This is a genomic window from Prosthecobacter sp. (genome assembly GCF_049294395.1).
Lineage (GTDB): Bacteria > Verrucomicrobiota > Verrucomicrobiia > Verrucomicrobiales > Verrucomicrobiaceae > Prosthecobacter.
In genome coordinates this window covers 1-23,677 of record NZ_JBAQCR010000145.1, presented here as the reverse complement: position 1 = coordinate 23,677, position 23,677 = coordinate 1, and the positions used below count along the sequence as shown (strand labels likewise).

Annotated in this window: 17 protein-coding genes; 14 read left to right on the top strand and 3 right to left on the bottom strand. The window is 59.8% G+C overall.

Annotated features, from left to right (window positions below; translation table 11 throughout):
- Positions 1 to 295: SDR family NAD(P)-dependent oxidoreductase (locus tag WAW39_RS09530; RefSeq protein ID WP_422318147.1), on the bottom strand; the 295-nt coding region annotated here is incomplete at its 3' end.
- A 36-nt stretch (positions 296 to 331) separates the two neighbouring features.
- Positions 332 to 1,318: a kelch repeat-containing protein gene (locus WAW39_RS09525; protein ID WP_422318145.1), complete on the bottom strand. Its 987-nt coding sequence runs from the start codon at positions 1,316 to 1,318 to the stop codon at positions 332 to 334.
- A gap of 90 nt (positions 1,319 to 1,408) precedes the next feature.
- Here WAW39_RS09525 and WAW39_RS09520 point away from each other — a divergent pair, with 90 nt between their 5' ends.
- Genes WAW39_RS09520 through WAW39_RS09510 form a run of 3 tightly spaced genes read left to right on the top strand, consistent with a single transcriptional unit; the run spans position 1,409 to position 4,483 of the window.
- Complete coding sequence (locus WAW39_RS09520; RefSeq protein ID WP_422318143.1) at positions 1,409 to 2,770, top strand: DUF1501 domain-containing protein; 1,362 nt, start codon at positions 1,409 to 1,411, stop codon at positions 2,768 to 2,770.
- Positions 2,771 to 2,816: 46 nt separating this feature from the next.
- Entirely contained in the window at positions 2,817 to 2,999 is a 183-nt protein-coding gene (locus WAW39_RS09515; RefSeq protein WP_422318141.1) for a hypothetical protein, read from the top strand.
- 44 nt (positions 3,000 to 3,043) lie between these two features.
- Complete coding sequence (locus tag WAW39_RS09510) at positions 3,044 to 4,483, top strand: DUF1501 domain-containing protein (protein WP_422318139.1); 1,440 nt, start codon at positions 3,044 to 3,046, stop codon at positions 4,481 to 4,483.
- A gap of 4 nt (positions 4,484 to 4,487) precedes the next feature.
- On the opposite strand, the gene WAW39_RS09505 is transcribed toward WAW39_RS09510, so the two are convergent.
- Positions 4,488 to 5,492: a hypothetical protein gene (locus tag WAW39_RS09505; protein WP_422318137.1), complete on the bottom strand. Its 1,005-nt coding sequence runs from the start codon at positions 5,490 to 5,492 to the stop codon at positions 4,488 to 4,490.
- Between the two features lie 83 nt (positions 5,493 to 5,575).
- Between WAW39_RS09505 and WAW39_RS09500 the strand changes: the two genes are divergently transcribed.
- The 11 genes from WAW39_RS09500 to WAW39_RS09450 form a co-directional block, all read left to right on the top strand.
- A complete protein-coding gene (locus WAW39_RS09500) occupies positions 5,576 to 6,916 on the top strand; it encodes a DUF1501 domain-containing protein (protein ID WP_422318135.1) in 1,341 nt (446 codons plus the stop codon).
- Positions 6,917 to 6,994: 78 nt separating this feature from the next.
- A complete protein-coding gene (locus WAW39_RS09495) occupies positions 6,995 to 9,193 on the top strand; it encodes a DUF1549 domain-containing protein (protein ID WP_422318133.1) in 2,199 nt (732 codons plus the stop codon).
- A gap of 11 nt (positions 9,194 to 9,204) precedes the next feature.
- Positions 9,205 to 11,250, top strand: coding sequence for a hypothetical protein (locus tag WAW39_RS09490; protein WP_422318131.1), 2,046 nt, complete (start codon positions 9,205 to 9,207; stop codon positions 11,248 to 11,250).
- On the top strand, positions 11,247 to 13,706 hold the full coding sequence (locus WAW39_RS09485; RefSeq protein ID WP_422318129.1) for a c-type cytochrome domain-containing protein: 2,460 nt from the start codon (positions 11,247 to 11,249) through the stop codon (positions 13,704 to 13,706). The genes WAW39_RS09490 and WAW39_RS09485 overlap by 4 nt, the downstream gene beginning before the upstream one ends.
- A gap of 92 nt (positions 13,707 to 13,798) precedes the next feature.
- Positions 13,799 to 14,677 (top strand): SGNH/GDSL hydrolase family protein, encoded by an 879-nt coding sequence (locus WAW39_RS09480; protein WP_422318127.1) that lies wholly within the window; start codon positions 13,799 to 13,801, stop codon positions 14,675 to 14,677.
- A 2-nt stretch (positions 14,678 to 14,679) separates the two neighbouring features.
- Positions 14,680 to 15,450 carry a hypothetical protein gene (locus WAW39_RS09475; protein ID WP_422318125.1) on the top strand — a complete coding sequence of 257 codons (771 nt, stop codon included), beginning with the start codon at positions 14,680 to 14,682 and terminating at the stop codon, positions 15,448 to 15,450.
- A 6-nt stretch (positions 15,451 to 15,456) separates the two neighbouring features.
- A complete protein-coding gene (locus WAW39_RS09470; RefSeq protein ID WP_422318123.1) occupies positions 15,457 to 16,209 on the top strand; it encodes a polysaccharide deacetylase family protein in 753 nt (250 codons plus the stop codon).
- A gap of 29 nt (positions 16,210 to 16,238) precedes the next feature.
- On the top strand, positions 16,239 to 17,096 hold the full coding sequence (locus WAW39_RS09465) for an alpha/beta hydrolase (protein ID WP_422318121.1): 858 nt from the start codon (positions 16,239 to 16,241) through the stop codon (positions 17,094 to 17,096).
- An 80-nt stretch (positions 17,097 to 17,176) separates the two neighbouring features.
- On the top strand, positions 17,177 to 21,340 hold the full coding sequence (locus WAW39_RS09460) for a PVC-type heme-binding CxxCH protein (protein ID WP_422318119.1): 4,164 nt from the start codon (positions 17,177 to 17,179) through the stop codon (positions 21,338 to 21,340).
- A 101-nt stretch (positions 21,341 to 21,441) separates the two neighbouring features.
- The gene (locus WAW39_RS09455) at positions 21,442 to 22,827 is read left to right on the top strand and encodes a neutral/alkaline non-lysosomal ceramidase N-terminal domain-containing protein (protein ID WP_422318117.1); all 1,386 of its coding nucleotides are present in this window, start codon (positions 21,442 to 21,444) and stop codon (positions 22,825 to 22,827) included.
- An 84-nt stretch (positions 22,828 to 22,911) separates the two neighbouring features.
- Positions 22,912 to 23,677: sulfatase-like hydrolase/transferase (locus WAW39_RS09450; RefSeq protein WP_422318115.1), on the top strand; the 766-nt coding region annotated here is incomplete at its 3' end.

The window sequence follows — 23,677 nt, the reverse complement described above, 5'->3', positions numbered from 1 at the left end:
CCATGTTGGCCAGCAGCGCATCTTCATGGAAGCCGGCGTTGTTGATCAGGACGCCGAGAGGTGCGGCTTTGGTTTCGATTTCGGTCACTGCTGCCTTCCAATCGTCAGCAGAGGTAATTTCGAGTGTCACTAAATTTGCACGGTCCGAAAATCGTCCGGCCAGCTCCTGCGCCCGCTCCCTCCGCTCCCGCACTCCGAGAAACACACGGCAGTCTTCCTCCCGTGTCAGGAAAAATTCGGCAATGGCAAGGCCCAGCGCCCCATTTGCGCCGGTGATCAAAATACTACGACTCATCATCAAGCATTGGAGTTCGCTGGGAGGAGTTGCAAGTCACTTCCTCGCCCCACTCCAGACCTGCGGCGATCGGACGCCCGGCCGTGCCTCACCGCCGGGGATCACGATTTGGTCCTTCCAGCGCACGGCATTGGTCGTGACGAGCGAAAAGGGCACCTCGCCCGCCTGGCTCCAAGTCTGCGTTTTCACGTCGAAGACCAGAATCGACCGTGGGAACCCGGGATGCTTTTCCTTGGGCTCGAAATTGACGTTGGCCCCGTCGTCCCCGCCAAGGATGTAAATCTTGGCATCCATCACTGGCGCAGGATTCGGAGCCGCCACGGCCACGCGGGGCATGTCAGGCAGCTTTTTCCAACCTGCGGCCGGTTGGTAGGCCCACGCATCGTTCAGCCACTCGCGCTCAGGCTTGTCATCCTTTCCCGCATGCAATGCCGCACCGCTGAACAGGTGAACCACGCCATCCACCGCAGCCATGCAGGCCAGAATCCTTGGTTTGCCAGGGCAGGGGGGCAGTTCCTGCCACTTCGCACCGGATTGTTTCAAATCGAGCGACCAAAACGTGCTCAGGGCGGTGGTGGCCGACGGTGTTTCGATGCCCCCGGAGATGTAGATGACCCCATCGGATTCGCAGCCGCACATGAAGGCGCAGGGCTTTGGCAGCGGCGGCAGTTGGCCAGCTTTTTGCACCCAGAACACCTCACGGAAGTGCTCCGTGGCATTGCCACCGCCGAGGATGATCCAGCCGGCGGGAGTCGTGATGCTCACCCCGTAGCCATTGGGTTTCGGCAGTTTTCCCACCACCCGCCAGGCTCCATCGGGTTTCTCCAGCGCGAAGAGCGTGTCATACCAGACCTTCGTGCCGCCTTCCCACGGCATTTTGTCGATGAAATGCGTGCCGCCGGCGACCATGAGCGTGCCATCCACCACTCCGGCAAACGAACCCGCGAAACCGCGTTCATCGGGCAGAGCAGGCAGTGGCGACCATGGCAAATCGGCGGCGGAGGCGGTCAATATGAGGGACATGAAACAGAGCAGCGGGCGAAGCATGACCGGCACATAACGTCGTTTTGATGATAGTTCCGGCACATTGAGTGCTTATTTTGGCTTACTCTCATGCTCACTCTTTCCGGCAAATCCCACGGCAAGTTCTGCGACGGCGTCTCGCGTCGCGACTTCCTTCGCATCGGCGGCCTCGCCATGGGCGGGCTGTCGTTGCCAGAACTGTTGAAGGCCGAGGCGGAGGCTCGCACGGGCCGCAGCTTCAAGTCCGTAATCATGATCTACATGTGCGGTGCGCCGCCGCATCAGGACATGTATGATTTAAAGATGGACGCGCCGCTGGAGATTCGCGGCCCTTATAAACCCATCAAGACCGCCGTTCCCGGCATCCACATATCCGAGCACGCGCCGCGTCTCGCCAAGATCATGGACAAGCTGGTGCCGATTCGCAGCATGTACGGCTCGCCGAACGGTGCGCACGACAGCTTCATCTGCTACACCGGCAAGCCACCACCACCGAACGGTGGCGGAGCCCCCGTGGGCCGTCTTTCCGATCCTCCCTCTTTGGGCTCTGTCGTTTCCAAGCTCAAAGGCCAGGCCGATCCCGCAATGCCCGCCTTCATCGGCCTCGCTCCGAAAGCCGGTCATCCGCCGTATGGATCGCCCGGGCATCCAGGCTACTGCGGCAACACGCATGCCGCCTTCCGTCCGAACGGCGCGGGCATGGATGATCTCCAGCTCAATGGCATCACGCTCGACCGTCTCGAAGACAGGCGCTCCCTGCTCACCGGCTTTGACAAATTCCGCCGCGAACTCGACGCCAGCGGCCTTGTCGGCAGCATGGACTCCTTCAATCAGCAGGCCCTAAATGTGCTGACCTCCAGCAAGCTGCTCACCGCGCTCGATTTGAATCAGGAGAGCCTCAAAACCCGTGAACGCTACGGCAAAGGTGATCCCAAGAACTACGGCGATGGTGCTCCGCTCAATCTTGAGCACTTCCTCCTCGCTCGACGTCTCGTCGAAGCCGGGGCGCGCGTGGTCACGCTGAATTTCGGCCGCTGGGACTTCCACGACAACAATTACCCGCAGCTCCTGCGCCATCTGCCGCTCTTTGATCAAGGCATGAGCGCCCTCGTGGAAGATCTGCATGAACGCGGCCTCGACAAAGACGTCGCCGTCGTCGCCTGGGGCGAGTTTGGCCGCACGCCGATGGTGAACAAAGACGGTGGTCGCGACCACTGGCCCCGTGTCGGGGGCGCCCTGCTTGCAGGTGGCGGTATGCGCACAGGTCAGGTCATCGGTGCCACCGACAGACTCGGCGGCGAACCCACCGAACGTCCCGTCCATTTCGGCGAAGTCTTCGCCACGCTCTACAAGCACATGGGCATCGACACCGTGAAGACCACGCTCAACGATCTGACCGGTCGGCCGCAGTATTTGGTTGATGGCTGGCAGCCGATGCCCGAGCTGATTTGAGCGGAAGGCGGCTTGCCCATGCCCCCTTCAGGCATTACAGGTGGCCATGTATCCAATCAAAACGACTATTCCAGAAGGGCTGGTCCTCAAAGAAGGAGATGAAGCCGATCTGCGTGTGGTGGTTCAGGATGGCGCGATTGTGGTGACCAAAATTTTGCGAATCAAATCGGCGGCGGATGTATCAACCGCTGATCACACGATCAAGCTGGGTGCCTGGAATCGGAAGTAGTCCGTTTGGAAAGTCTTGGCCACGGCGCGCGTATGTGAAGGTGCATGTCCTTGCCGCATCCAGCGCATCCCGTTTCCCGCCGTGAAGTGATTCAGGCCGGGGCGGTGGGTTTGCTGGGCCTCGGCATGAATCATCTCAGCGCCCTCCAGGCGATGACGGCGGCCACGCAACCGCCACGGGCCAAGTCCGTGATCTACATCTTCCTTTCCGGCGGACTCGCTCAGCATGAGAGCTTCGATATGAAGCCGGACGCCCCCATGGAAATCCGGGGCGAGTTCAAGCCCATTCGCACCCGCACCCCAGGGCTGCACATCTGCGAGCACCTGCCCAATCTCGCGCGCATCTCGGAAAAGTGGTCGCTGGTACGTTCGCTCACACATGGCAGCAGTGATCACTCGCTGGGCCATCACATCATGCTCACCGGCCGCAGTGATGCGCCGCTGGGGTTCGATCCATCGAAGCCGAAGAAGTCCGATCATCCCAGCATGGCGGCGCTGGCCACGGCACTGCTGCCGAAGCGCAAAGACAATCTGCCGCCCGCCATTGTGCTGCCGGAGAAGCTCGTGCATCGCGAAGGCCGCACGCTCGCCGGCCAGTTCGCAGGCACGCTTGGCGCGCAGCATGACCCCTGGTTCCTGGAGATGTCGCCCTACCATCCGAAGCACTACGGCGCGTATCCAAACTACCTGTTCCATCATGAGCGCGGTTTTGAAACAGACCCCACCCTGCGCTTCCAGGCCCCGCATCTTTCGCTGCCGCAGGGACTCACCATGGATCGCGTGATGGACCGCGTTTCACTGCGCAATGCCTTGGAGCAGCAAACCAATGATCTCACCGCGCTGGCGGGTGATGAAGCCTTTGATTCCACCCGGCAGGCGGCCATCGGCCTGCTGAGCAATCGCAAGGTGCATGATGCCTTCAGCCTGGAAAAAGTGGATCCCAAAATGCTCGACCGCTACGGCCGTAACAGCTTTGGCTGGTCGCTGCTCATGGCCCGCAGGCTGGTGGAAAGCGGTGTGCGCATGGTGCAGGTGAATCTCGGCAACAGCGAGACTTGGGACACGCATCAGGCCGCCTGGGGAAATCTGAAAAACTACCTGCTCCCACCGATGGATTTGGCCGTGAGCGCCCTGCTCGAAGATCTCGACGCCAGCGGCCAGCTCGATGAGACCCTCATCATCATGGGCGGCGAGTTTGGTCGCACGCCAAAAATCAAGAGCATCTCATCCACCGCTCTGCCGGGCCGCGATCACTGGGGCCACGCCCAAAGCATCCTTCTCGCCGGCGGTGGTATCAAAGGTGGTCGCGTCATTGGCTCCACCGACAAACACGGCGGCTATCCCGCCAGCGATGCACAGACACCCGAAAATCTCGCCGCGACGATCTACGAAGCCCTGGGCCTGCCACGCGAAACGATCTGGAAAGACTTCACCGGCCGTCCGCACACACTGTACATGGGTTCGCCGATTTCGGGGCTGACGTAACAGATCATGGACGTTTGAGCTTGTTCCAGCCTTCGGCGCGCTGTCGAGGCAATTTCCGCCACTCTGGTACCTGCGCGATGGTTTGCTCCATCAAATCGGCGCACTGTTCGGCGATCGTCACCAAAGTGTCCCGCATGCCCGCGCTCTCGGCGATTTTGATCATCGCATCAAATTCCAGCCCGCCGCTGACACGTTTCGCCTCCTCGCTGTCGCGTTGCACCACACGCAGCACATCGGTGGTGTGATACGGGAGCCAGCGGCGGTTTTCGGTGAGCACGGCAGCCAGCAGTGATTGCAGCTCGGGCTTCCAACCGTCATCGAACAGTTGAGCAAGCTCACCGCGTTTCTCGCCAACACGCATGGAGTGCGGCTGGATTGTCTCCACGGGCGTCGCCGCCATGTCACGGAAAGTTTGAATCCAGTCGACTCCCAGCTCGCCGCCAATCGTGTGAAACGTGAACTGATCCTGCACGATGCGGTTTCGCGGGGTGTAAACGCCATCGAGCAAATGCATCCGAATGCCCGGCTGGATCGACTTGATCAACGAGTCTCCCACAATGTGCACCATCCAGCCCAGCGCATAAGCCAGCCCGCGCTCAGAGCTCATGTCATCACGAATCGCCCGGGCGCAATAATCTGCCAGATGGTCCCACGGCACACGCAGGTTCACCTCCGGCTTTGCCCAGCCGAACACGAGATGCGCACGGCCATAAAACAGCTCGTGAATCTCTTTGGGCCGGTAGCTGCGCCCCTCATGCTCCAGCGTCCAGGGCTTCACCGCGCCGCTTGTGATCGGGCTTTTTTCCAACGGCACCGTGCCAAAGCCAACCTCGCGTCCGGTATCGACGCAGACCGCTTCCGGCATCACCTGAATGTCGCAGCCGAGATAAGCGCCGCAGAGGAAGCTCGGCAGGTGCCGCTCGATGATCGGTGTGATGGGCAGCCCTCGCCCCTTTGCTGCTTTCGCCGCCAGGATTCCATACATCGTGTGTCCGATCAGTCCGCTCATGTTTGAACCAAACGCCGGCTGTGTGACCGGTCTGGCAAGAGTCCCGTCCCTCGCTCCGTAGGTTAAAGGTCCTCCAACAGATCATGCTCAATCTATACTCCCATCCCAGCGGCGGTTATTGCGATGGCGTGTCACGTCGAAACTTCCTCAAGATCGGCGGGCTCGCCATGGGCGGGCTGTCGTTGAATGATGTGCTGCGTGCCGAGTCCGTGCAGAAGACCGGCAAGTCACACAAGGCGGTGATCATGATCTTCCTGCCCGGCGGACCGTCGCATCAGGACATGTTCGACATGAAGCCGGATGCTCCGAGCGAGATTCGCGGCGAGTTCAAACCAATCTCCACCAACGTCCCCGGCATCCAGATCTGCGAGCATCTGCCGCGTCTCGCGAAGATGATGGACAAGTGCACCCTCATCCGCTCGCTGGCCGACTGCGACTCGCGTCACGATGCCTTTCAGTGCCTCACCGGCCGCAGCACCAAGCAGCAGCCTCCCGGTGGCTGGCCTTCCCTCGGCTCCATCGTCTCGCGCTTGCAGGGCAGCACCAATCCCGCCATGCCACCCTTCGTTGGGCTCGCACCCAAGATGGGTCACATGGAATGGGCCCGCACGGGTGAGCCCGGCTATCTCGGCGTTGCGCATGCACCCTTCCAGCCAAATCGCGGCGGCGGCACAGAAGACATGTCACTCCGTGGCATCACTTTGGATCGTCTTCGTGATCGCAAGTCACTGCTCTCCAGTTTTGACGTTCTGCGGCGTGATCTCGATGCCACCGGCCTCATGGGCGGCGTGGATGTCTTCAATGAGCAGGCGCTCAATGTGCTCACGAGTCCGAAGCTGCTTCACGCGCTCGATTTGAGCCGTGAAGATCCGCGCGTCGTCGAGCGCTACGGCAAAGGCGAAAACCGCAATCGCGACGACGGCGGCCCGCGCCTGCCCGAGCACTTCCTTGCCGCACGCCGTCTCGTCGAAGCTGGCGCTCGCGTCGTTACGCTCGCATTCAGCCGCTGGGACTACCATTCCAACAACTTCGGCCAGTTGCGCGAAGACCTGCCGCTGCTCGACAGCGGACTCTCCGCCCTCATTGCCGATCTGCACGAGCGCGGCATGGGCAAGGATGTCTCCGTCGTCGTCTGGGGTGAATTTGGCCGCACGCCGCTGATCAACGCCAAAGGCGGCCGCGACCACTGGCCGCGCGTCGCATCGGCACTTCTCGCCTGCGGCGGCATGCGCCACGGTCAGGTCATCGGCGCCACCGACAAGCAAGCCGGCGAACCCACGGAGCGTCCCGTCGCCTTTGGCGAAGTCTTCGCCACGCTCTACAAACAGATGGGCATTGATGTCACCAAGGCCACCCTCACCGATCTCACCGGCAGACCGCAGTATCTGGTCGATAGCCATCTGCCGATGGCGGAACTGGTGTGAAAGGTTCAAGCCGGAAACTCACGCTCCTTTTAATCTGCAAGACAAGATTTCAGTTCTCACCCCGTAGTTTGACCCATCATGAATCTGAAACGCGCCACCCTCATCGCCGCACTCTCTGCCGCCGCACCTTGTTTTGCGGCCGAAGCTCTGCGCCCGCTGAATTTTGCGAACGACATCGTTCCCATCCTCACCAAGGGCAGTTGCAACTCCGGCGGTTGCCATGGCAAATCGGGCGGACAGAACGGCTTCAAGCTCTCGCTGCTCGGCTTCGAACCCCAGGAAGACTATGAGCACATCGTCAAGGAGGCGCGCGGACGTCGTGTGTTTCCGGCCTCGGCGGAGCAGAGTTTGCTGCTGACCAAAGGCACCGCACAGCTCCCGCATGGCGGCGGCAAGAAGCTCGATCCAAAATCTGAGGACTACGCCGATCTGGCTCGCTGGATTCGCGAAGGCATGCCCTATGGCAAGGACACCGACCCCAAAATGGCGAGCATCAGCGTGGAGCCCGCCAAGCTCACCATGCCCCTCAAAGGTGCGCAGCAGCTCAAGGTCACCGCACACTACACCGACGGCAGCACTCGTGACGTCACCAAGCGCGCGCTGTATGAAGCCAACGAAAAAGCGATGGCCGAGACCAGCGAAACCGGTCGCGTGCAGCTCTTTGATCTCCCCGGAGACGTCGCCGTGATGGTTCGCTATCAGGGCAAAGTGTCCACCTTCCGCGCCACCGTACCCCTCGGCGCTCCGGTGGAAAAACTGCCGGCATCCCGTGGTTTTGTGGATGATCTCGTCTTCGCGAAATTGAAGACCATCGGCATGCCGCCGTCCGACATCGCTGACGACGGCACTTTCATCCGTCGCGTCACCCTCGATATCGCCGGTCGTCTCCCCACCGCCGCAGAGATGAAAGACTTCATGGCCTCCAAAGATGCGGCAAAGCGCAGCATCCTCATCGACCGCCTGCTCGACAGCCCTGAATACGCCGAGTACTTCGCCAACAAGTGGAGCGCCCTCCTGCGCAACCAGCGCACCCAGCCCAATTTTGCACGCGGCAGTTATCTCTTCTACTCGTGGATTCGCGACAGCATCGCAGACAACAAACCTTACGATCAGTTCGTGCGCGAAGTCGTCTCCGCCTCCGGTGATCTCGATCAAAATCCCCCCGTCGCCTGGTATCGCCAGGTCAAGGAAATGAAGCAGCAGATGGAGGACGTCGCCCAGCTCTTCCTCGGCACACGCATGCAGTGTGCGCAGTGCCACCATCACCCCTTCGAAAAATGGAGCCAGCAGGACTACTATGGCTTCGCCGCCTTCTTCAGCAACGTCAGCCGCAAGCCTTCGACTTTTGCCGGTGAAGAAATGATCTTCAACAAGCGCGGTGTGGCCCAGACCACGAACATTCGCACCAAGGAGGCCGTCACCCCCACCAGTCTTGGCGGCCCAACTTTGAAACTGAAGCCTGAACAAGATCCGCGCCGTGCGCTCGCCGAATGGATGAGCCAGAAGGACAACGCGTTCTTTGCCCACACACTGGTGAATCGTTACTGGAAGCATTTCTTCAACCGCGGCCTCGTCGAGCCCGAGGACGACATGCGTGAGACCAATCCGCCGGTGAATCCCGAGCTTCTCAGCGCCCTCGCAGCGGACTTCGTGAAGAGCGGCTACAATTTGAAGCAGCTCATCCGCACCATCACCAACTCCACCACCTACCAGCTCAGCGCTGTTCCAAACACTTACAACGCCAAGGACCGTCAGAACTTCAGCCGCTACTATCCAAAGCGTCTCAATGCCGAAGTCCTCTACGATTCCGTCAACACGCTGCTCGATGTACAAACGAATTTCGCCGGCCAGGCCCCCGGCACGCGCGCCGTCTCTCTGCCTGACAACAGCTACAACCAGAGCACCTACTTCCTCAGCGTCTTTGGCCGTCCCGACTCCTCCAGCGCCTGCGAATGCGAACGCACCCAGGAGGCCAGCCTCGCGCAGAGCCTCCATCTTCTGAATGCCGCCGAAATCCAGACCCAGCTTTCCCGTGGCAATGGTCGCGCCGACACCCTCACGAAGGACACGCGCCCTGATGACGACAAGATCTCCGACCTCTACCACATCGCCCTCAGCCGCGATCCCAACGCCGCCGAAATCAAATTTGCCCACACCCACCTCGACAAAAAGACCGCGGGCAAAACCGGCGATGAAGCCTTCAAAGGCAAAAAGGAAGCCTATGAGGACATCCTGTGGGCGCTGCTGAACACGAAAGAGTTCCTCTTCAATCACTAAGCGTTCATGCCATGCCCCGCTCCAATTTTCAGTTCTCAGTTCTCAGTTTCCAATTTTCAGTCCTGCTGGCGTTCTCTGCCCCAGCGTTTTCCCAGGCCACCTTTCCATCTCCGACGCTGACATCGGTTGCTCCTCTCGGGGCCAAAGCCGGCGCCACCTTGGAACTCACCTTGCGTGGTACAGATCTCGAAGGGCCGCAGTCGGTCCTGCTCAATGAGCGCACCATTCCGCTCAAGAGCGTCAAGCCAAACGTCTTCAGCATCACGCTGCCCGCAGACCTGAAGCCTGCCCTCTACGATTGCCGCTTCGTCGGACGCTACGGTGTCTCCAACCCACGTGTCTTCGAGATCACCACGCTTGATTCCATCGACTCCTCCGGGACAAACGCCAAACCTGACAAAGCGCTCAAAGTCAGCCTCAATTCTGTGGTTGAAGGCTGCTTCAAATCCAATTCGCCCCACTGGTTCAGCGTGGATTTGAAAAAGGGGCAGCATCTCACCGCCACCTTTGACGGACGACGTTTTGACACACGCACCGAGTTGCTTGGTGCGCTGCTTTCACCCACCGGGCGCGAACTGGCCCACATGCGTGCCGGAGTCCTCGCCTTCACCGCCACGGCCGATGCCACCTATCTCCTGCGCATCAACGAACTCATGTTTCGCACGGGGGATGATTACGGCTACCGCATCACTCTTTCGTCTGCCGCCCCTCCGGCTCCAAAGACCGTCAAGCTTGAGGACGTGCGCCCCATCCAGATCGGCCAGACTGTGCGGGACTCCTTCCTGCCCCAAGGTCTGCCACAGGTCTTTGATCTGCCCTTCAAGGCGGGCGAAAAATTCATCATTGCGGTGCGCTCCCATCAGCTCGGCCATGCCACCGATCCGCATCTGGTCATTGAAAATCTGGCCAAAGATCCGGCAGGCAAAGAAACGCTCAAACCGCAGGCGGAAGTCGCTGATGCACCGGCCATCGTGCCCGCACCCAGCATCAACCTTCCGAGCCGCGATCCCTCGTATGCCTATGAAGCAAAGGCGGATGGCGCCTTCCGCATCACCCTCAGCGACAACTTCGCCACCACTCAGCCCTATGAGCTGCGCATTCTCAAGGAAGCGCCGAAGTTCGAAGATCTCATCGCCCTCAATCCCATCCTGCCCGGAGCCAAGACCAAAGGTGGAGAAATTGGCAGCGCCAATGTCCCCCGTGGTGGCATCGCCGCGTTGGAAATCATCGCTCCCAATCGCAATGCCCTGAGCGAGCCCCTTGAACTCAAGGCCGACAAGCTCCCTGCAGGCGTCACCTGCCTCGGCGGCTTCATCGGCAAAGGCCAGTCTCTGGGCTACATAGCATTTCAAGCAAGCGCCGATGCCCCGGCTGGAGCCAGCCTCCTCAGTGGCATTCCTCAGAGTCGCTTCGTGTGTTATGCGGTGGCTGACGCCGCCCGGGACAACGTCCTCTATCGCACCGCCGGCGCACCTGCGCTTGGCGTCAGCGCACAAACTGCTCCTGCTTTCGTGCAGACGGAAAAAACGGACATCCTCGAAGTCGCTGCCGACGCCAAACTCGATATCGCCCTCAAAGTCACCCGTCATGCCGACTTTGCCGATGCGCTCAAACTGAAGGTTCTCGGTCTCATGGATGTCACCAAAGCTCCTGAAGCCGACATCCCCGCCAAAGCTGCGGCTGGCAAATTCACGCTCGATGTGAAGGCTCTCAAACTCGCACCCGGAGATTATGGCTTCATCCTCCAAGGCCCGGCAAAAATGAAATTCCGCCGTGGCCTCGAAGAACTCAACGCTGCCGAAGCCGACGCCAAAAAAGCCACCGAAGCGCAGGCTGCAGCCAAAAAGCAGCTCGATGCCGCGAATGCGGACGCAACGCCGAAAAAGGCCGAGCTCGTCAAAACCGCCACCGCCGCCCTCAAGACGGCGGACACCACCAAGGCCGCCGCTGACAAGCTCGTCAAAGACCTCACCGCGAAGTCTGCAGCCAAAGACGCCACTTTCATTGTCTATTCCAATCCCATCCGCATTCGTGTGAAGGAGGTCGCCAAAAAATGAGAATCATCCTCCCGTTCATCATCCTCAATTCGTCTTTTGTCATGGCCGCGGCTCCCGCGCCCATCGACTACGACCAGCAGATCCGTCCGTTCTTGAAGGACAACTGCATCGCCTGCCATAACAAGACCACCACCAAGGGCGGCCTCAACATGGAGACCCCGGAGCTCATGGCCAAGGGCGGCGAAAGTGACAAAGGCATCATTCCCGGCAAAGGCGCGGAGAGCGTCATGTATCAAGCAGCGGCTCACACCTGGGATTCCGAGATGCCACCGAAGGGCAACAAGGTCGGCGCAGTGAATCTCACCCCCGAGCAGCTCGCGCTCTTCAAAGCTTGGATCGATCAAGGCGCAAAAGCTTCACCCAAAAAGTTGCAGATCATCGCATGGGAGCCGCTGCCAGTCGGCTTGCAGCCCATTTATGCCATCGCCGTTGCGCCCTTGGGGGATTTTGCTGCGGCAGCTCGGGCAAACCAGATCAGCATCTACCATCTGCCCACCCAGAGCCTCGTCACCAAGCTCACGGATGAAACCTTGCTCAAAACCGGTCTCTACAAACAGCCCGGTGTCGCCCATCGCGATCTTGTGCAGTCTGTGGCTTTCAGCCCCGACGGCACACGCCTTGCCACCGGCAGCTTTCGTGAGGTGAAGCTGTGGAAACGCAGCGCCCCCGCAGCTCTCGCCTTCGCCCCTTCGGCCAAATTCACCGCAACGCAGGAAGCGGACAATTCCATCAAGCTGACCGAAACCGTCGGCGGCAAGCTCATCGCCCACATCAAATCCGATCTCGCCACCGAGCAGGCCCTTGCTCAGCGCACGCTCACCGCCGTGCGCGCTGCGCTGGAAGAGACGTATCAGGGTGCAGCCATTAGGACGGCTGAAAGAGCTGTCACCGAGCAGACCGATCGCCTGAAGAAAGCCAACGAACTCGCCGAACTCGCCAAGAAGGCCCTTGAAGACAAGAAGAAGGACATCAAGCCCAAGGAGGACGCCAAGGTCGCAGCCGATAAAGCGGCCAAGGAAATCGCGGATGAAGTGGCTAAAGCCAGCGCTGGCAAACCAGATGAAGCCTTGGCCCAAAAGCAGGCTGCAGCACAGGCCAGTCTTGCCAAAACCGCAACCGACCTCGCTCAGGCTCAGGCCGCTCTCCAACGCGCCGAAGCAGCCATGGCAACTGCTGCTGCTGAAATCAAACTTGCGGCCACCAGCGATGCAAAAAAGGCCGCAGCTTTGACCGAGCTCGTGGAACTCGCGAAGACAGGCCTCGAAGAAAAACGGAAGACCCTAAAGCCCAAGGAGGATGCCAAAGCCGCGGCAGAGAAATCAGCGAAGGAAATCGCGGATCAAATCGCCAAGACTCCCAAAGGCAAACCCGACGAAGCGTTGGCCAAAAAGAACACCGATGCTCAGGAAAAGGCCACGAAGGCCGCCGCAGATCTCAAGCTCGCGCAGGAAGCCTTCACCCGTGCCGAAGCCGCGATCACCGATACAGCGAACGAAATCAAACTCGTCACCGAAAATGAAAAGAAGGCGAAGCAGGCCGTCATTGATGAGAAGGCTCGCCTGGAAGTCGTGAAAAAAGAGGCGGTGAACGCGAACGCTGAGCGTGACCTGATTGCCAAAACACTCACCACGAGCCTCAAGAAAGCCAAGTCACTGCAGTTCTCTGCCAATGGTCTCGAACTCATCGCCGAACAGGACAGCGGCCCGCCGCTTGCCTGGAGCACCGTGAATGGCAAACCCATCGCGCCGGGCAGCACGAGTGCGACTTGGACCCTCGAGCGCACCTTCGGCACAGGCGACGGCAATTCCCAAATCACCGACCGCGCCAACAGTCTCGCTTTCAGCCCCGACGGCAAAACGCTGGCCATCGGCAGCGGCGAGCCCTCCCGCAGTGGCGACATCACACTCTGGGACGTGGCGACTGGAAAGCTCACCACGAACTATGCCGAACGCCATCTCGACAGCATCTTCGCGCTCGACTTCTCACCCGATGGCAAGCTTCTCGCCTCCGGCGGCGCAGACAAAGCCGTGCGCATCACTGATCTGAGCACCGGCAAAGTCGTGAAAGTGTTTGAAGGTCACACGCACCACGTGCTCGGCCTTTCATGGCGTGCCGATGGCCGCGTGCTGGCCAGCAGCGGTGCCGACAACGTCGTCAAAGTCTGGGACTGGACCACCGGTGACCGCCGCAAGAGCGTTGATGGCTGGGACAAGGAAGTCACTGGCATTCACTATCTCGGTGCCGCAGATCAGATCGCCACCAGCGCTGGTGATACCAAACTCCGCCTCATCACCAGTGACGGAGGCGAGGTGAAAAAGCTGGCTGGTAGCACAGGCTTCCTTCAATCACTCGCCACCACCAAGTCCGGAGATGTCGTGCTGGGCGGTGATCAAGATGGATTTGTTCGCGCTTGGGATGTCGCCACAGCGAAGGAAATCGCTGTCTTCAAGCCCTGAGTCTCAATCTGAGCATGGAGTGAAGCCGGAAGAAAGGACGCTGGTAGCGTTGCGTTAGCTTGTTGTATTCAGCAAGCCAACTCCCAACCGCCATGCGTCACACTCATATCCATCTTCTTCCCGTCCTCGCGGCCGCCCTTCTCGTTCCCAATCTTGGCAAAGCAGAAATCGCCGTGAAAAGCGGCGAGAAAATCGCCTTCCTCGGTGACTCTATCACCGCAGGCGGCTGGGGCAACCCCGCAGGCTACGTGCGGCTTGTGATCTCCGGTTTGGAAGCCAATGGCGTCAAAGCTGAGGCAATTCCAGCAGGTGTCGGCGGTCATAAATCCGATCAGATGCTCGCACGTTTGGACAATGACGTGCTGAGCAAGAAACCCCAGTGGATGACGCTGAGTTGCGGCGTGAACGATGTCTGGCACGGACCACGTGGCGTGCCTCTCGATGATGCCATGGCAAAGAGCGGCACTTACGATGACAAGGTTTCCACCCGCGGCACCTACAAGAAAAACATCACGGCGATCATCGATCAGGCGCAGGCCGCAGGCGTGAAGCCCGTCATGCTCACCGCGACCGTGATTCAGGAAAATCTCGACAGCAAAGAGAACGGCCTGCTCGCGCCCTACAATGCCTTCCTGCGTGAACTCGCGAAGGAAAAGAAAATCCCGCTCGCCGATCTGAACGCAATGTTTCAGGAGCGCATCAAGGCCGAGAACAAGCCCAGCGTGAAAGTGCTCACCAGCGATGGCGTCCACATGAATGTCGAAGGCAACAAGCTCATGGCCGTCGGCGTGCTGCAGGCTCTCGGTCTCAATGCGGACGAACTCGACAAAGCCAAGGCCTCCTGGCCGCCGCTCGAAGCCGCCAGCATCATGGCGGCGCAAAAAGCCGCTGAGGCAAAAGCCAAAGCTGCTGCCGAAAAGAAAGCCAAGGAAGCAGCGGACAAGGCCAAAGGCGTGAAGGCACCGAAGTAAGCATGAAGGCATTTCTTTTTACCACCCTGCTGCTGGCTCCTCTGTCAGCCTTTCAAGCCGCCGATACTGCCGCACCCCGCGATGATGCCGCATGGCTGCGCGAAAAGGGGCAGATGATCTTTCATGACGCCTTCGAGCGTGAGGAGAATGGAAATCTCGCCAAAGCCATCGGCAATGGCTGGAACAGCGCCACGGCAGATCGCGTGCCGCAGATCAAGATGGCAGATCTCGACGACGGCATCCTGAAAATCGCCAGCGCCTCGAAAGAAGCAGGGCATGCCGCGCACATTCATCACGAGGCCGGATTCACCGATGGCGGCGCAGTGGTCCGCTTCCGCTTTCCCGGCCTAAACCCAGGTGAATCACTTCAGCTCGGCTATGTGGACCGCGAATTGAAAGGCGTTCACGCCGGACACCTCTGCTACGGCATTCTCAGCCAGAGCAGCATCACGCTGATCGACCACAAAACCGGCACCATGAACCTGGAGGTCAAAAAGAAGCGCGATGACTTTCTGGCACGCAAAGAAAAACTGCCTGCTGACTTCGAAGCCCTGCTAAACTCCAAGAAGGTGGTCGTCCCATGGAAAGCCGACACTGAATGGCACGAACTCGTCCTCGTCACCGAAGGCAACGGAATGCGCCTCAGCCTCGATGGCAAAGTGCTCGCCAGTCATCACTCGGAAGGCTACGCCCATCCGATGAAACGCTGGTTCAGCTTCCTGGTGCCGAACACCGTATGGATCGACGATGTGAAAATTTGGAAAGTGAAGTGATCCCCGATGAAGCCCGTCCACATTGCCATCGCCGCCCTCCTTCTCACCGTCACCTTCGCCTGGCGCTCCATCGCCGTCGAACCCGCCGCAGCGCGTCTGGTAGTTCTCACCTTTGATGATTCCGTGGCCAGCCACGCCACCTTCGTGGCACCTCTGCTCAAAAAGCACGGCTTCGGTGCCACGTTCTTCATCACCGAAGGCTTCGAATTCCTCGTGGATAAGGAACACTACATGACTTGGGAGCAGATCCAGACGCTGAATGCAGATGGCTTCGAAATCGGCAACCACACTCGCAAACACGCCGGTGTGTCCAAACAAAAACCGGAACAGCTGGCGGCGGATGTCGAGTTCATCGAGCAGCAGTGCGCGAAATACGGCATCCCCAAACCCGTCAGCTTTTGCTATCCCGGTTATCAGACCAGCGAGGCGGCCGTGAAGCTGCTGCGTGAGCGCGGCTACCAGTTTGCACGCGCAGGCGGTGCCCAGGCCTTTGATCCCGAAAAGGATGATCTTCTCACCATGCCCCAGGCCTTCGATGGCAAACCAGACAGCACCCAGGATCAGTTCAAGGCCGCCGTGGCTCAGGCAAAGGATGGCAAGATCGCCGTCATGACCTTTCACGGCGTGCCCGACATCCAGCACCCCTGGGTCAACACAGACCCGGCCAAGTTCGAAAGTTACATGCAGCATCTCAAAGACGAAGGCTGCAAGGTCATCGCCATGCGAGATCTGGCAAAGTATCTCCCGGCTCGGAAATAAGTCGGGGTGGTGGCGTATTGGTCTCCACCATGAAACTCATCCTTCTCGCCACCCTCGCATTTGCCGCCACTGCGTTCGCCCAGAGCGTGAAGTCCGGCATCCCCTACGTCGAAAACGGCCACGCACGTCATGTGCTCGACATCTACGCCCCTCAGAATGCCAAAAACCTGCCCGTCGTGTTCTGGATCCACGGCGGCGGCTGGACTCAGGGCGACAAGACGGACGTGAAGCTCAAGCCTCAGTGGTTCATGGACAAAGGCTTCGTGTTTGTCTCCACCAATTACCGCCTGCTTCCCGAAGTGGACATGGGTACGCTCATCCGCGACGTTGCAAAAGCCTTTGGCTGGATGGAGAAACACATCGCTGAGTACGGCGGTGATCCAAAGCGCGTGCTCGTCGGTGGTCATTCCGCCGGAGCCCAGCTCGCGGCCATCCTCTGCACCGATGACCGCTATCTCAAAGCCGAAGGCGCTTCCTTCGACTGCCTCATCGGCTGCGTCCCTGTGGACGGCGACACCTACGATGTGCCAGCCATCATCGAGACCGCCGAGACGCGCCTCCGTGTCCACCACCTGCCGCCGCGTGTGAATGGCCATCGCGAAAAATTTGACGGCACACCGGAAAAGCACATCGACTTCTCCGCGGTCACTCATGTCTCCAAAGGCAAAGGCATCCCGCCATTCCTCATCCTGCACGTGGCCGCCCATCCAGACACAAGCGCCCAGGCGGCACGCCTCGGCAATGCTCTGAAAGAGGCCGGAGTCCCGACCACCGTCTTCGGTGCCAAAGACACCAGCCACGTGAAGCTCAATAACGACCTCGGTCTTCCCGATGACCCGGCCACGAAAGCCTTGGATTCCTTCGTGTCAGGAATCCTGAAGAAATGACCGATTCAGCCAAAATCATGTCTGCATCATGCTGAGGCCGGTGGTTGTATAAGCAGGGTCGCCAACCCGCTCCAACCACCATGAAACTTCTCTGCGCCCTCCTGTTCGCCACGCTGCCGCTTTGCGCTGAATCGATTTTCGATGGCAAGACACTCGCCCATTGGTCCGGCAAGACGGAGCACTGGCGCGTGGAAGACGGAGCGATCACCGGCGAAATTCCCGCCAATCAGCAGCTTAAAGGCAACGAGTGGATCTTCTGGGACGGCGAGGCGCATGACTTCGATCTCACCGTCGAATTCCGCATCACCGGCGGCCCCAGCGCAAACTCCGGCATCCAGTATCGCTGCCAGCAAAGTCCGGACGGCCACGCCAGCGGCTATCAGGCCGATCTCGATCAAGGCGCAGTCTGGCTCGGCCGCATCTATGATGAACACGGTCGAGCGCTGCTCGTGGAGCGCGGCTCTCGCGTCAGCATCGCCCCAGATGGCCGCCGTTGGGCCGACGTTTTCGCCGAACCAAAAAGCCTGGCCACCGTCATCAAGTCCAACGACTGGAACAAATACCAGATCACCGCCACCGCCTCCCATGTGGAGGTGCGCGTGAACGACACACTCATGAGCGTCCTCGACGATCACGAGACCAAAGCCGCCGAATGGAGCGGCAAAATCGCCTTCCAGCTCCACAGCGGTCCTGGCCCTGCGAAAGTTCAATTTCGCAACATCCAGCTCACCCATCTCGGCAAAACCGCTATGCCTCAGCGCAGTGATGCGGGCACTCCTGCTCGCAATGTCAGCACCACCGACGTCCCCTCCATCCCACCACCCGCCGAACTCAACCTCGGCTTCGAAACCGGCACCCTCGCAGGCTGGAAAGCCGAAGGCGATGCTTGGGAAAAACAGCCCGTCGAAGGCGACACCGTCGCCATCCGCAAACGCGGCAACTCCCAGCACGTTGGCAAATTCTGGCTCGGCGGCTACGAGCGCAGTGGAGACAAAGGCACCGGCACCCTCACCTCCACGAGTTTCATCGCCACCCATCCCTGGGCCAGCTTCCTGCTCGGTGCCGCACCAGATGCCAGCACCGAGCGCGTCGAAATCGTCGAAGAAGCCACCGGCAAAATCATCCAGAGCAGCAGCGCCGCCCAGCAGGAAAACATGAAGCGTGTGGCCGTGAATCTGGAAGCCGTCGCTGGCAAACGCATCTTCATCCGCATCATCGACCAGTCCAAGATCGGATGGGGCCACGTGAACTTCGACGACTTCGTCTTCCACGATCAAAAGCCAGCCTTCGCCGTGGCTTCCTTCAGCGTCAGCGCAGACCGCACCAAGCGTGGCGATGAAAGCCCCGTCCTCTGGCACCTCCTGCCCAATCCCGCCAAACCCACCAGCATCAAAAACGACGCCGCACAAAAACTCGTCGCAGGCATGAAACTGCAGGACGGCTTCCAAGTGGAACTGATCGTCGCCGAGCCCGATGTGCGCCAGCCCATCGCCTTCTGCTTCGATGAACGCGGCCGCATGTGGGTGGCTGAGGCCTTCAGCTACCCGAACCGCCAGCCCGAAGGGCAGGGGAAAGATCGCATCAGCATCTTCGAAGACGCCGATGGCGACGGCTCCTTCGAAACCAAAAAAGTCTTCTGCGAAGGTCTCAATCTCGTCAGCGGCATCGAAGTCGGCTTCGGCGGCGTGTGGGTCGGAGCAGCCCCCTATTTGTTGTTCATTCCGAAAGATGCGAACGATGCCGCAGGCAAGCCGCAGATCCTCCTCGACGGCTGGGGCTACCAGGACACCCACGAAACCCTCAACAGCTTCACCTGGGGCCCTGACGGCTGGCTCTACGGCAATCAAGGCGTCTTCACCCAGTCCCACATCGGCAAACCCGGCACTCCCGATGACCAGCGCATCACTCTCAATGCCGGCGTCTGGCGCTACCACCCCGTGCGCCACGTCTTCGAAATCTTCTCCCACGGCGGCAGCAATCAGTGGGGTCTCGACTACAACAGCAACGGCCACTTCTTCATGACCCATTGCCGCAGCTTCTGGGGCAAAGGCGGCACCACGAATGCCATCCGCAATGGTCACTTCTGGAATCAGGCCAACAGCAAATACGCCCCCTTCATCTCCGCCACCGCCCCGGACTTCGCGCCCGACCTGCAAAACTTCCTCCCCGCCTCCGCCCGTTATGACAGCGGAGAAGGCGGCGCCGGCAAACCCGGCACCACCGCCGTCTATGGCGGCCACTCGCATGTCGGCACGCTCATCTACAACGGCAACAACTGGCCCGCCATCTATCGCGATCACCTCTTCACCCACAACCTCCACGGCCATCAGATCAATCAGCAGCACATGGTCCGCACCGGCAGTGGCTACGAGACCTTCCACGCCGGCTACGACCTCCTCTACAGCTCCGCCCCCGACTACATCCCCGTCGATCTCCAGACCGGCCCCGACGGTGCCGTCTACGTCATCGACTGGACCGACACCCAGCACTGCCACAATCCCGAAGACGAAAAATGGGACCGCACCAACGGCCGCATCTACCGCATCTCCTGGAAAGAGACCTACAAGCCGGTGAAGGTGGACTTGGGGAAGATGAGTGATGTGGAGTTAGTGCAACTACAGTTGAAGTCAAACGACTGGAGTGCACGAATGGCGCGTCGATTGCTTCAAACGCGAGTGGCGTTGAATGGGAGAGTCGGCAGTGACGTAATGAAATGGCTGCCAACCGTAGATCGGAACAAGGCTAATCCAAATCATCTGCTGCCTCTCCTTTGGTCTCTTCATGTGATAAACGCTGCCGACGAGGATCTTGCCGGCGCGGTAATGGATCCCATTGATACAGTCCGTTCCTGGTCCATCCAACTCGCCACTGAAGAAACAGGCAAGCCCAAGCTAGTCTCTGCCACCCTCCTCAAACTCGCCCAAACCGACCCTTCACCCACCGTCCGCCTCGCCCTCGCCTCCGCACTTCCAAAATTGGACGCCAAGACCGTCTGGGAAGTCGCTTCCTCACTCGCCATGCACGCCGAGGACAAAGACGACCGCTTTCTCCCGAAGATGATCTGGTTCGGCCTCGCCCGCGTCATCGCAGAAGACTGGCCCCGCGGCCTCGCACTCGCGGCAAAAACGCCACTCCCATCCCTCGCCGATTCCATCCGCTGGTATGCTGCCACAACTCCTGCAGGCCGCGAAGCCCTCATCCCCACCATCCAATCCGAACGTGATTTGAAAATCCTCGCCTTCGGCATGAAGGACGAAGCCAAAGCCGCCATGCCCAAAGCCTGGCCTCAACTCCAATCCAAGTTTCCCGGCACCACCTCAGACCAGCTCTCCGCCCTCTTCGGAGACAAAGCCGTGCTCGCCAAAATGCGCGACCTCCTTGCCGATGCCACACAGCCTCTCCCCCAGCGCCGCAGCGCCTTCGATCTGCTCAAACGCGTCAGCGACCCCGAAGCGACTCCCATCTTCGCCAAGCTCCTCGATCAGCCCGACTTCACCAGTGCCGTCATCCCCTTGCTCTCACGCTCCGCCGATCCGGCAACAGCCGCGGCATTGATGTCACACTTCACCAAACTCAATGACACCGACCGCAGCGCGGCACTGGGCGCATTGACCAGCCGCCCCGAACTGGCCCTGCCACTCCTCGCCGCAGTCAAAGCAGGCACCTTTGAAAAGAAACACCTCAGCTCGCTGCAAATCCGCCAGATGCGCAATCTGAACCACGCCGAGGTCAACACCCTCCTCGACGTCGTCTGGGGCAAGGTCAACGACTCCAGCGAAGCCGCCAAAGCAAGCATCGCCAAACTGAAGAAAGCCTATCAATCCGCGCCTCTGTGGGCCTTCAACGGCAAAGCAGGCGAGGAAACCTTCAAGCAGGTCTGCGCCGTGTGCCATGCCATGGGCGGTGTTGGCGGCAAGCTCGGCCCCGATCTCGGCGGCTCCTGGCGCAATGGCCTCGACTACTTCCTCGAAAACATCATCGATCCCAATGCCGTCGTCGGTGACAACTTCCAGCTTCACGTCCTCACCAAAAAAGACGGCAGCGTCATCTCCGGCGTCATCGAGCAGGAAACCGACACCTCCATCACCGCCCGCACCGTCACGGAATCCCTCATCATCCCCAAAGCCGATCTCAAAGACCGCCAGAAGATGTCCGTCTCCCTCATGCCCCCCGGCCTCCTCGAATCCATGCCCGAGCGCAAGGCTCTGGAGCTTCTCAAATATCTGCTGAGCAAGCGGGAGTAAGGGTTCAGTCAAGGCTCCTCCCGGCTTCGTCAGAAGTGAATCAAGGTCATTTGAAAACCGGATTGGCATATCCGGACTCGTCGGCGCGTATGAGTCCGATCATGAATCCTGTTTTCCCGATCCTGGCTTTCGCGTTTGCATTCGTTCTTCAGACCTCGGCACAGACGCCAGAATGGAAAGCGGCAGCCGCCAAGACGGTGATTACACCGACAGAGCCGATGTACCTCGCCGGTTTCGCAAACCGTGAGGTTCCTGCAGAGGGCACAGCGATGGAACTCCACGCGAAGGCTCTGGCGCTTCAGGACACGCAGGGGGAGCGCTTCGTGATGGTCACGCTTGATCTGGTGGAGGTGACGGTTCAGCTCCGGGATGCAGTGGCGGAGGCCGTGAAGGCCAGGTTTGGTCTGCCTGAAAAGGCGCTGCTGCTGAACTGCTCGCATACGCATTGCGGTCCGGAACTGCGTTACACGGAGCTGGAATTCATGAACTTCACCGATCCTCTTCGCAAGGAGCGCTGCCTGCGCTACAACGCATGGCTGAAGGACAAGATCATCGGCGTCATCAGCGAGGCATTGCAGAAGGTGGAACCGGCGACGGTCAGTTATGGCCACGCGCGTTGCGGTTTTGCAATGAACCGCAGGCTCAAGAGCGACAAGCCGACCGGCGATCCCTACTTAAACAGCCCGAATCCCGAGGGCGTGGTGGATCATGATGTGCCGGTGCTCACGGTTCAAACGGCGGCTGGCAAGCTGAGCGCCATCGTCTTTGGCTACGCCTGCCACAACACATCAATGAGCATCAAGCAATGGCACGGTGACTATGCAGGTCATGCGCAGCAACTGATCGAGGAGGCGCATCCGGGCACCATCGCACTGTTCATGATGGGCTGCGGTGGTGATCAGAACGCCTATCCACGTTTCAGTCCGGTCTTCAGCCTCCGCCACGGTCAAAGCCTCGCCACCGCAGTGGAGGCCGCGTTGGATGCAAAGCCGAAACCGATCCATGGCCCGCTGCGCATTGACTGGCAGACGACGCAGCTCGACTACCAGTCGATTCCCACGGCAGACCAGATCGAAAAACGGCTGAGCACGGGTGAAGGCTATGAAAAAAGCTACGAGGTCTATCAGCGCAAGTGGGATGAAAAGCGATTGCATGCGATCAAGCACACCGGACTGCGCGACCACTACGACTACCCGCTTCAGGTGGTTCACTTCGGTCATGATTTGACCTTCGTGGCGCTCAGCGGTGAGACTTGTGTGGATTATTCGCTGCGCCTGAAGCACGAGTTCAAGGGGCCGGGAGCTTTGTGGGTCGCAGGCTACAGCAATGACATCCTCGCCTACATTCCGAGCCGACGCGTGCTGCTTGAGGGTGGCTATGAGGCCTTTCGTTCGCTCATGTACTGGTCCAACCCGCTGCATCCGGACAAATTTGCGGACACACTTGAGGAACGCATCATCTCCAAGGCGCAGAAAATGATGCAATAAATGGTCGCCTCGACAGGCAACGATCAGGCGTTCGCTACAAATACTTTCTTGCTTCTGCGCGGCATTTTTCGTCATGCTCTGCGCATGATCCGTTTTCTTTGCCTTTTCAGCTTCTGCTTGGTCGCCACCCTCCATGCCGGGGAAAAGCGCCCTAACATCCTCTGGCTCATCGCCGAAGATTTTGGCCCGCATCTCGGCTGCTACGGTACCAAGGAAGTCTCCTCACCAGTGCTCGATGCTCTGGCGGCAAAGGGCATGCGCTTCACCCGCTACTACACCACCGCCCCCGTCTGCTCCGCCAGCCGCTCCGCTTTCAACACCGGCATGTACCAGACCACCATCGGCGCGCACAATCACCGCTCTCACCGCGATGACGGCTTCACCCTGCCCGCAGGCGTAAAGGTCATCAGCGAGCGCATGCGCGAGGCCGGCTACTTCACCGCCAATGTGAAGGAGCTTCCACCCGAAGCCGGATTCAAAGGCAGCGGCAAAACCGATTGGAACTTCCAAGAACCCACCAAGCCCTTCGACTCCTCCAGCTGGGATGACCTCAAGCTGCATCAGCCCTTCTACGCGCAGCTCAATTTCCAGGAGACCCACCGCACCTTTCACGCGCCACTCCATGCTGACCCCGCAAAGGTGGAGATTCCCCCCTACTACCCCGATCACGAAGTCACGCGCAAAGACATGGCGCAGTACCTCGACGCCGCCACCGAGCTGGACCGCAAGATCGGCAAAGTCATGGAACTCCTCCAGCGCGATGGCCTCATGGAAAACACCATCATCTGCTTCATGGGGGATCACGGCGCTGCCCACGTCCGCGCCAAGCAGTTCTGCTACGAGGAGGGGC

What these genes read in the sequence shown, in the direction of transcription:
- WAW39_RS09525 (WP_422318145.1), bottom strand. Translation starts at nt 1,318, where the DNA reads ATGTCCCTCATATTGACCGCCTCCGCCGCCGATTTGCCATGGTCGCCA.
- WAW39_RS09510 (WP_422318139.1), top strand. Translation starts at nt 3,044, where the DNA reads ATGTCCTTGCCGCATCCAGCGCATCCCGTTTCCCGCCGTGAAGTGATT.
- WAW39_RS09460 (WP_422318119.1), top strand. Translation starts at nt 17,177, where the DNA reads ATGAAACTTCTCTGCGCCCTCCTGTTCGCCACGCTGCCGCTTTGCGCT.
- WAW39_RS09470 (WP_422318123.1), top strand. Translation starts at nt 15,457, where the DNA reads ATGAAGCCCGTCCACATTGCCATCGCCGCCCTCCTTCTCACCGTCACC.
- WAW39_RS09520 (WP_422318143.1), top strand. Translation starts at nt 1,409, where the DNA reads ATGCTCACTCTTTCCGGCAAATCCCACGGCAAGTTCTGCGACGGCGTC.
- WAW39_RS09500 (WP_422318135.1), top strand. Translation starts at nt 5,576, where the DNA reads ATGCTCAATCTATACTCCCATCCCAGCGGCGGTTATTGCGATGGCGTG.
- WAW39_RS09475 (WP_422318125.1), top strand. Translation starts at nt 14,680, where the DNA reads ATGAAGGCATTTCTTTTTACCACCCTGCTGCTGGCTCCTCTGTCAGCC.
- WAW39_RS09505 (WP_422318137.1), bottom strand. Translation starts at nt 5,492, where the DNA reads ATGAGCGGACTGATCGGACACACGATGTATGGAATCCTGGCGGCGAAA.
- WAW39_RS09495 (WP_422318133.1), top strand. Translation starts at nt 6,995, where the DNA reads ATGAATCTGAAACGCGCCACCCTCATCGCCGCACTCTCTGCCGCCGCA.
- WAW39_RS09465 (WP_422318121.1), top strand. Translation starts at nt 16,239, where the DNA reads ATGAAACTCATCCTTCTCGCCACCCTCGCATTTGCCGCCACTGCGTTC.
- WAW39_RS09515 (WP_422318141.1), top strand. Translation starts at nt 2,817, where the DNA reads ATGTATCCAATCAAAACGACTATTCCAGAAGGGCTGGTCCTCAAAGAA.
- WAW39_RS09490 (WP_422318131.1), top strand. Translation starts at nt 9,205, where the DNA reads ATGCCCCGCTCCAATTTTCAGTTCTCAGTTCTCAGTTTCCAATTTTCA.
- WAW39_RS09480 (WP_422318127.1), top strand. Translation starts at nt 13,799, where the DNA reads ATGCGTCACACTCATATCCATCTTCTTCCCGTCCTCGCGGCCGCCCTT.
- WAW39_RS09485 (WP_422318129.1), top strand. Translation starts at nt 11,247, where the DNA reads ATGAGAATCATCCTCCCGTTCATCATCCTCAATTCGTCTTTTGTCATG.
- WAW39_RS09455 (WP_422318117.1), top strand. Translation starts at nt 21,442, where the DNA reads ATGAATCCTGTTTTCCCGATCCTGGCTTTCGCGTTTGCATTCGTTCTT.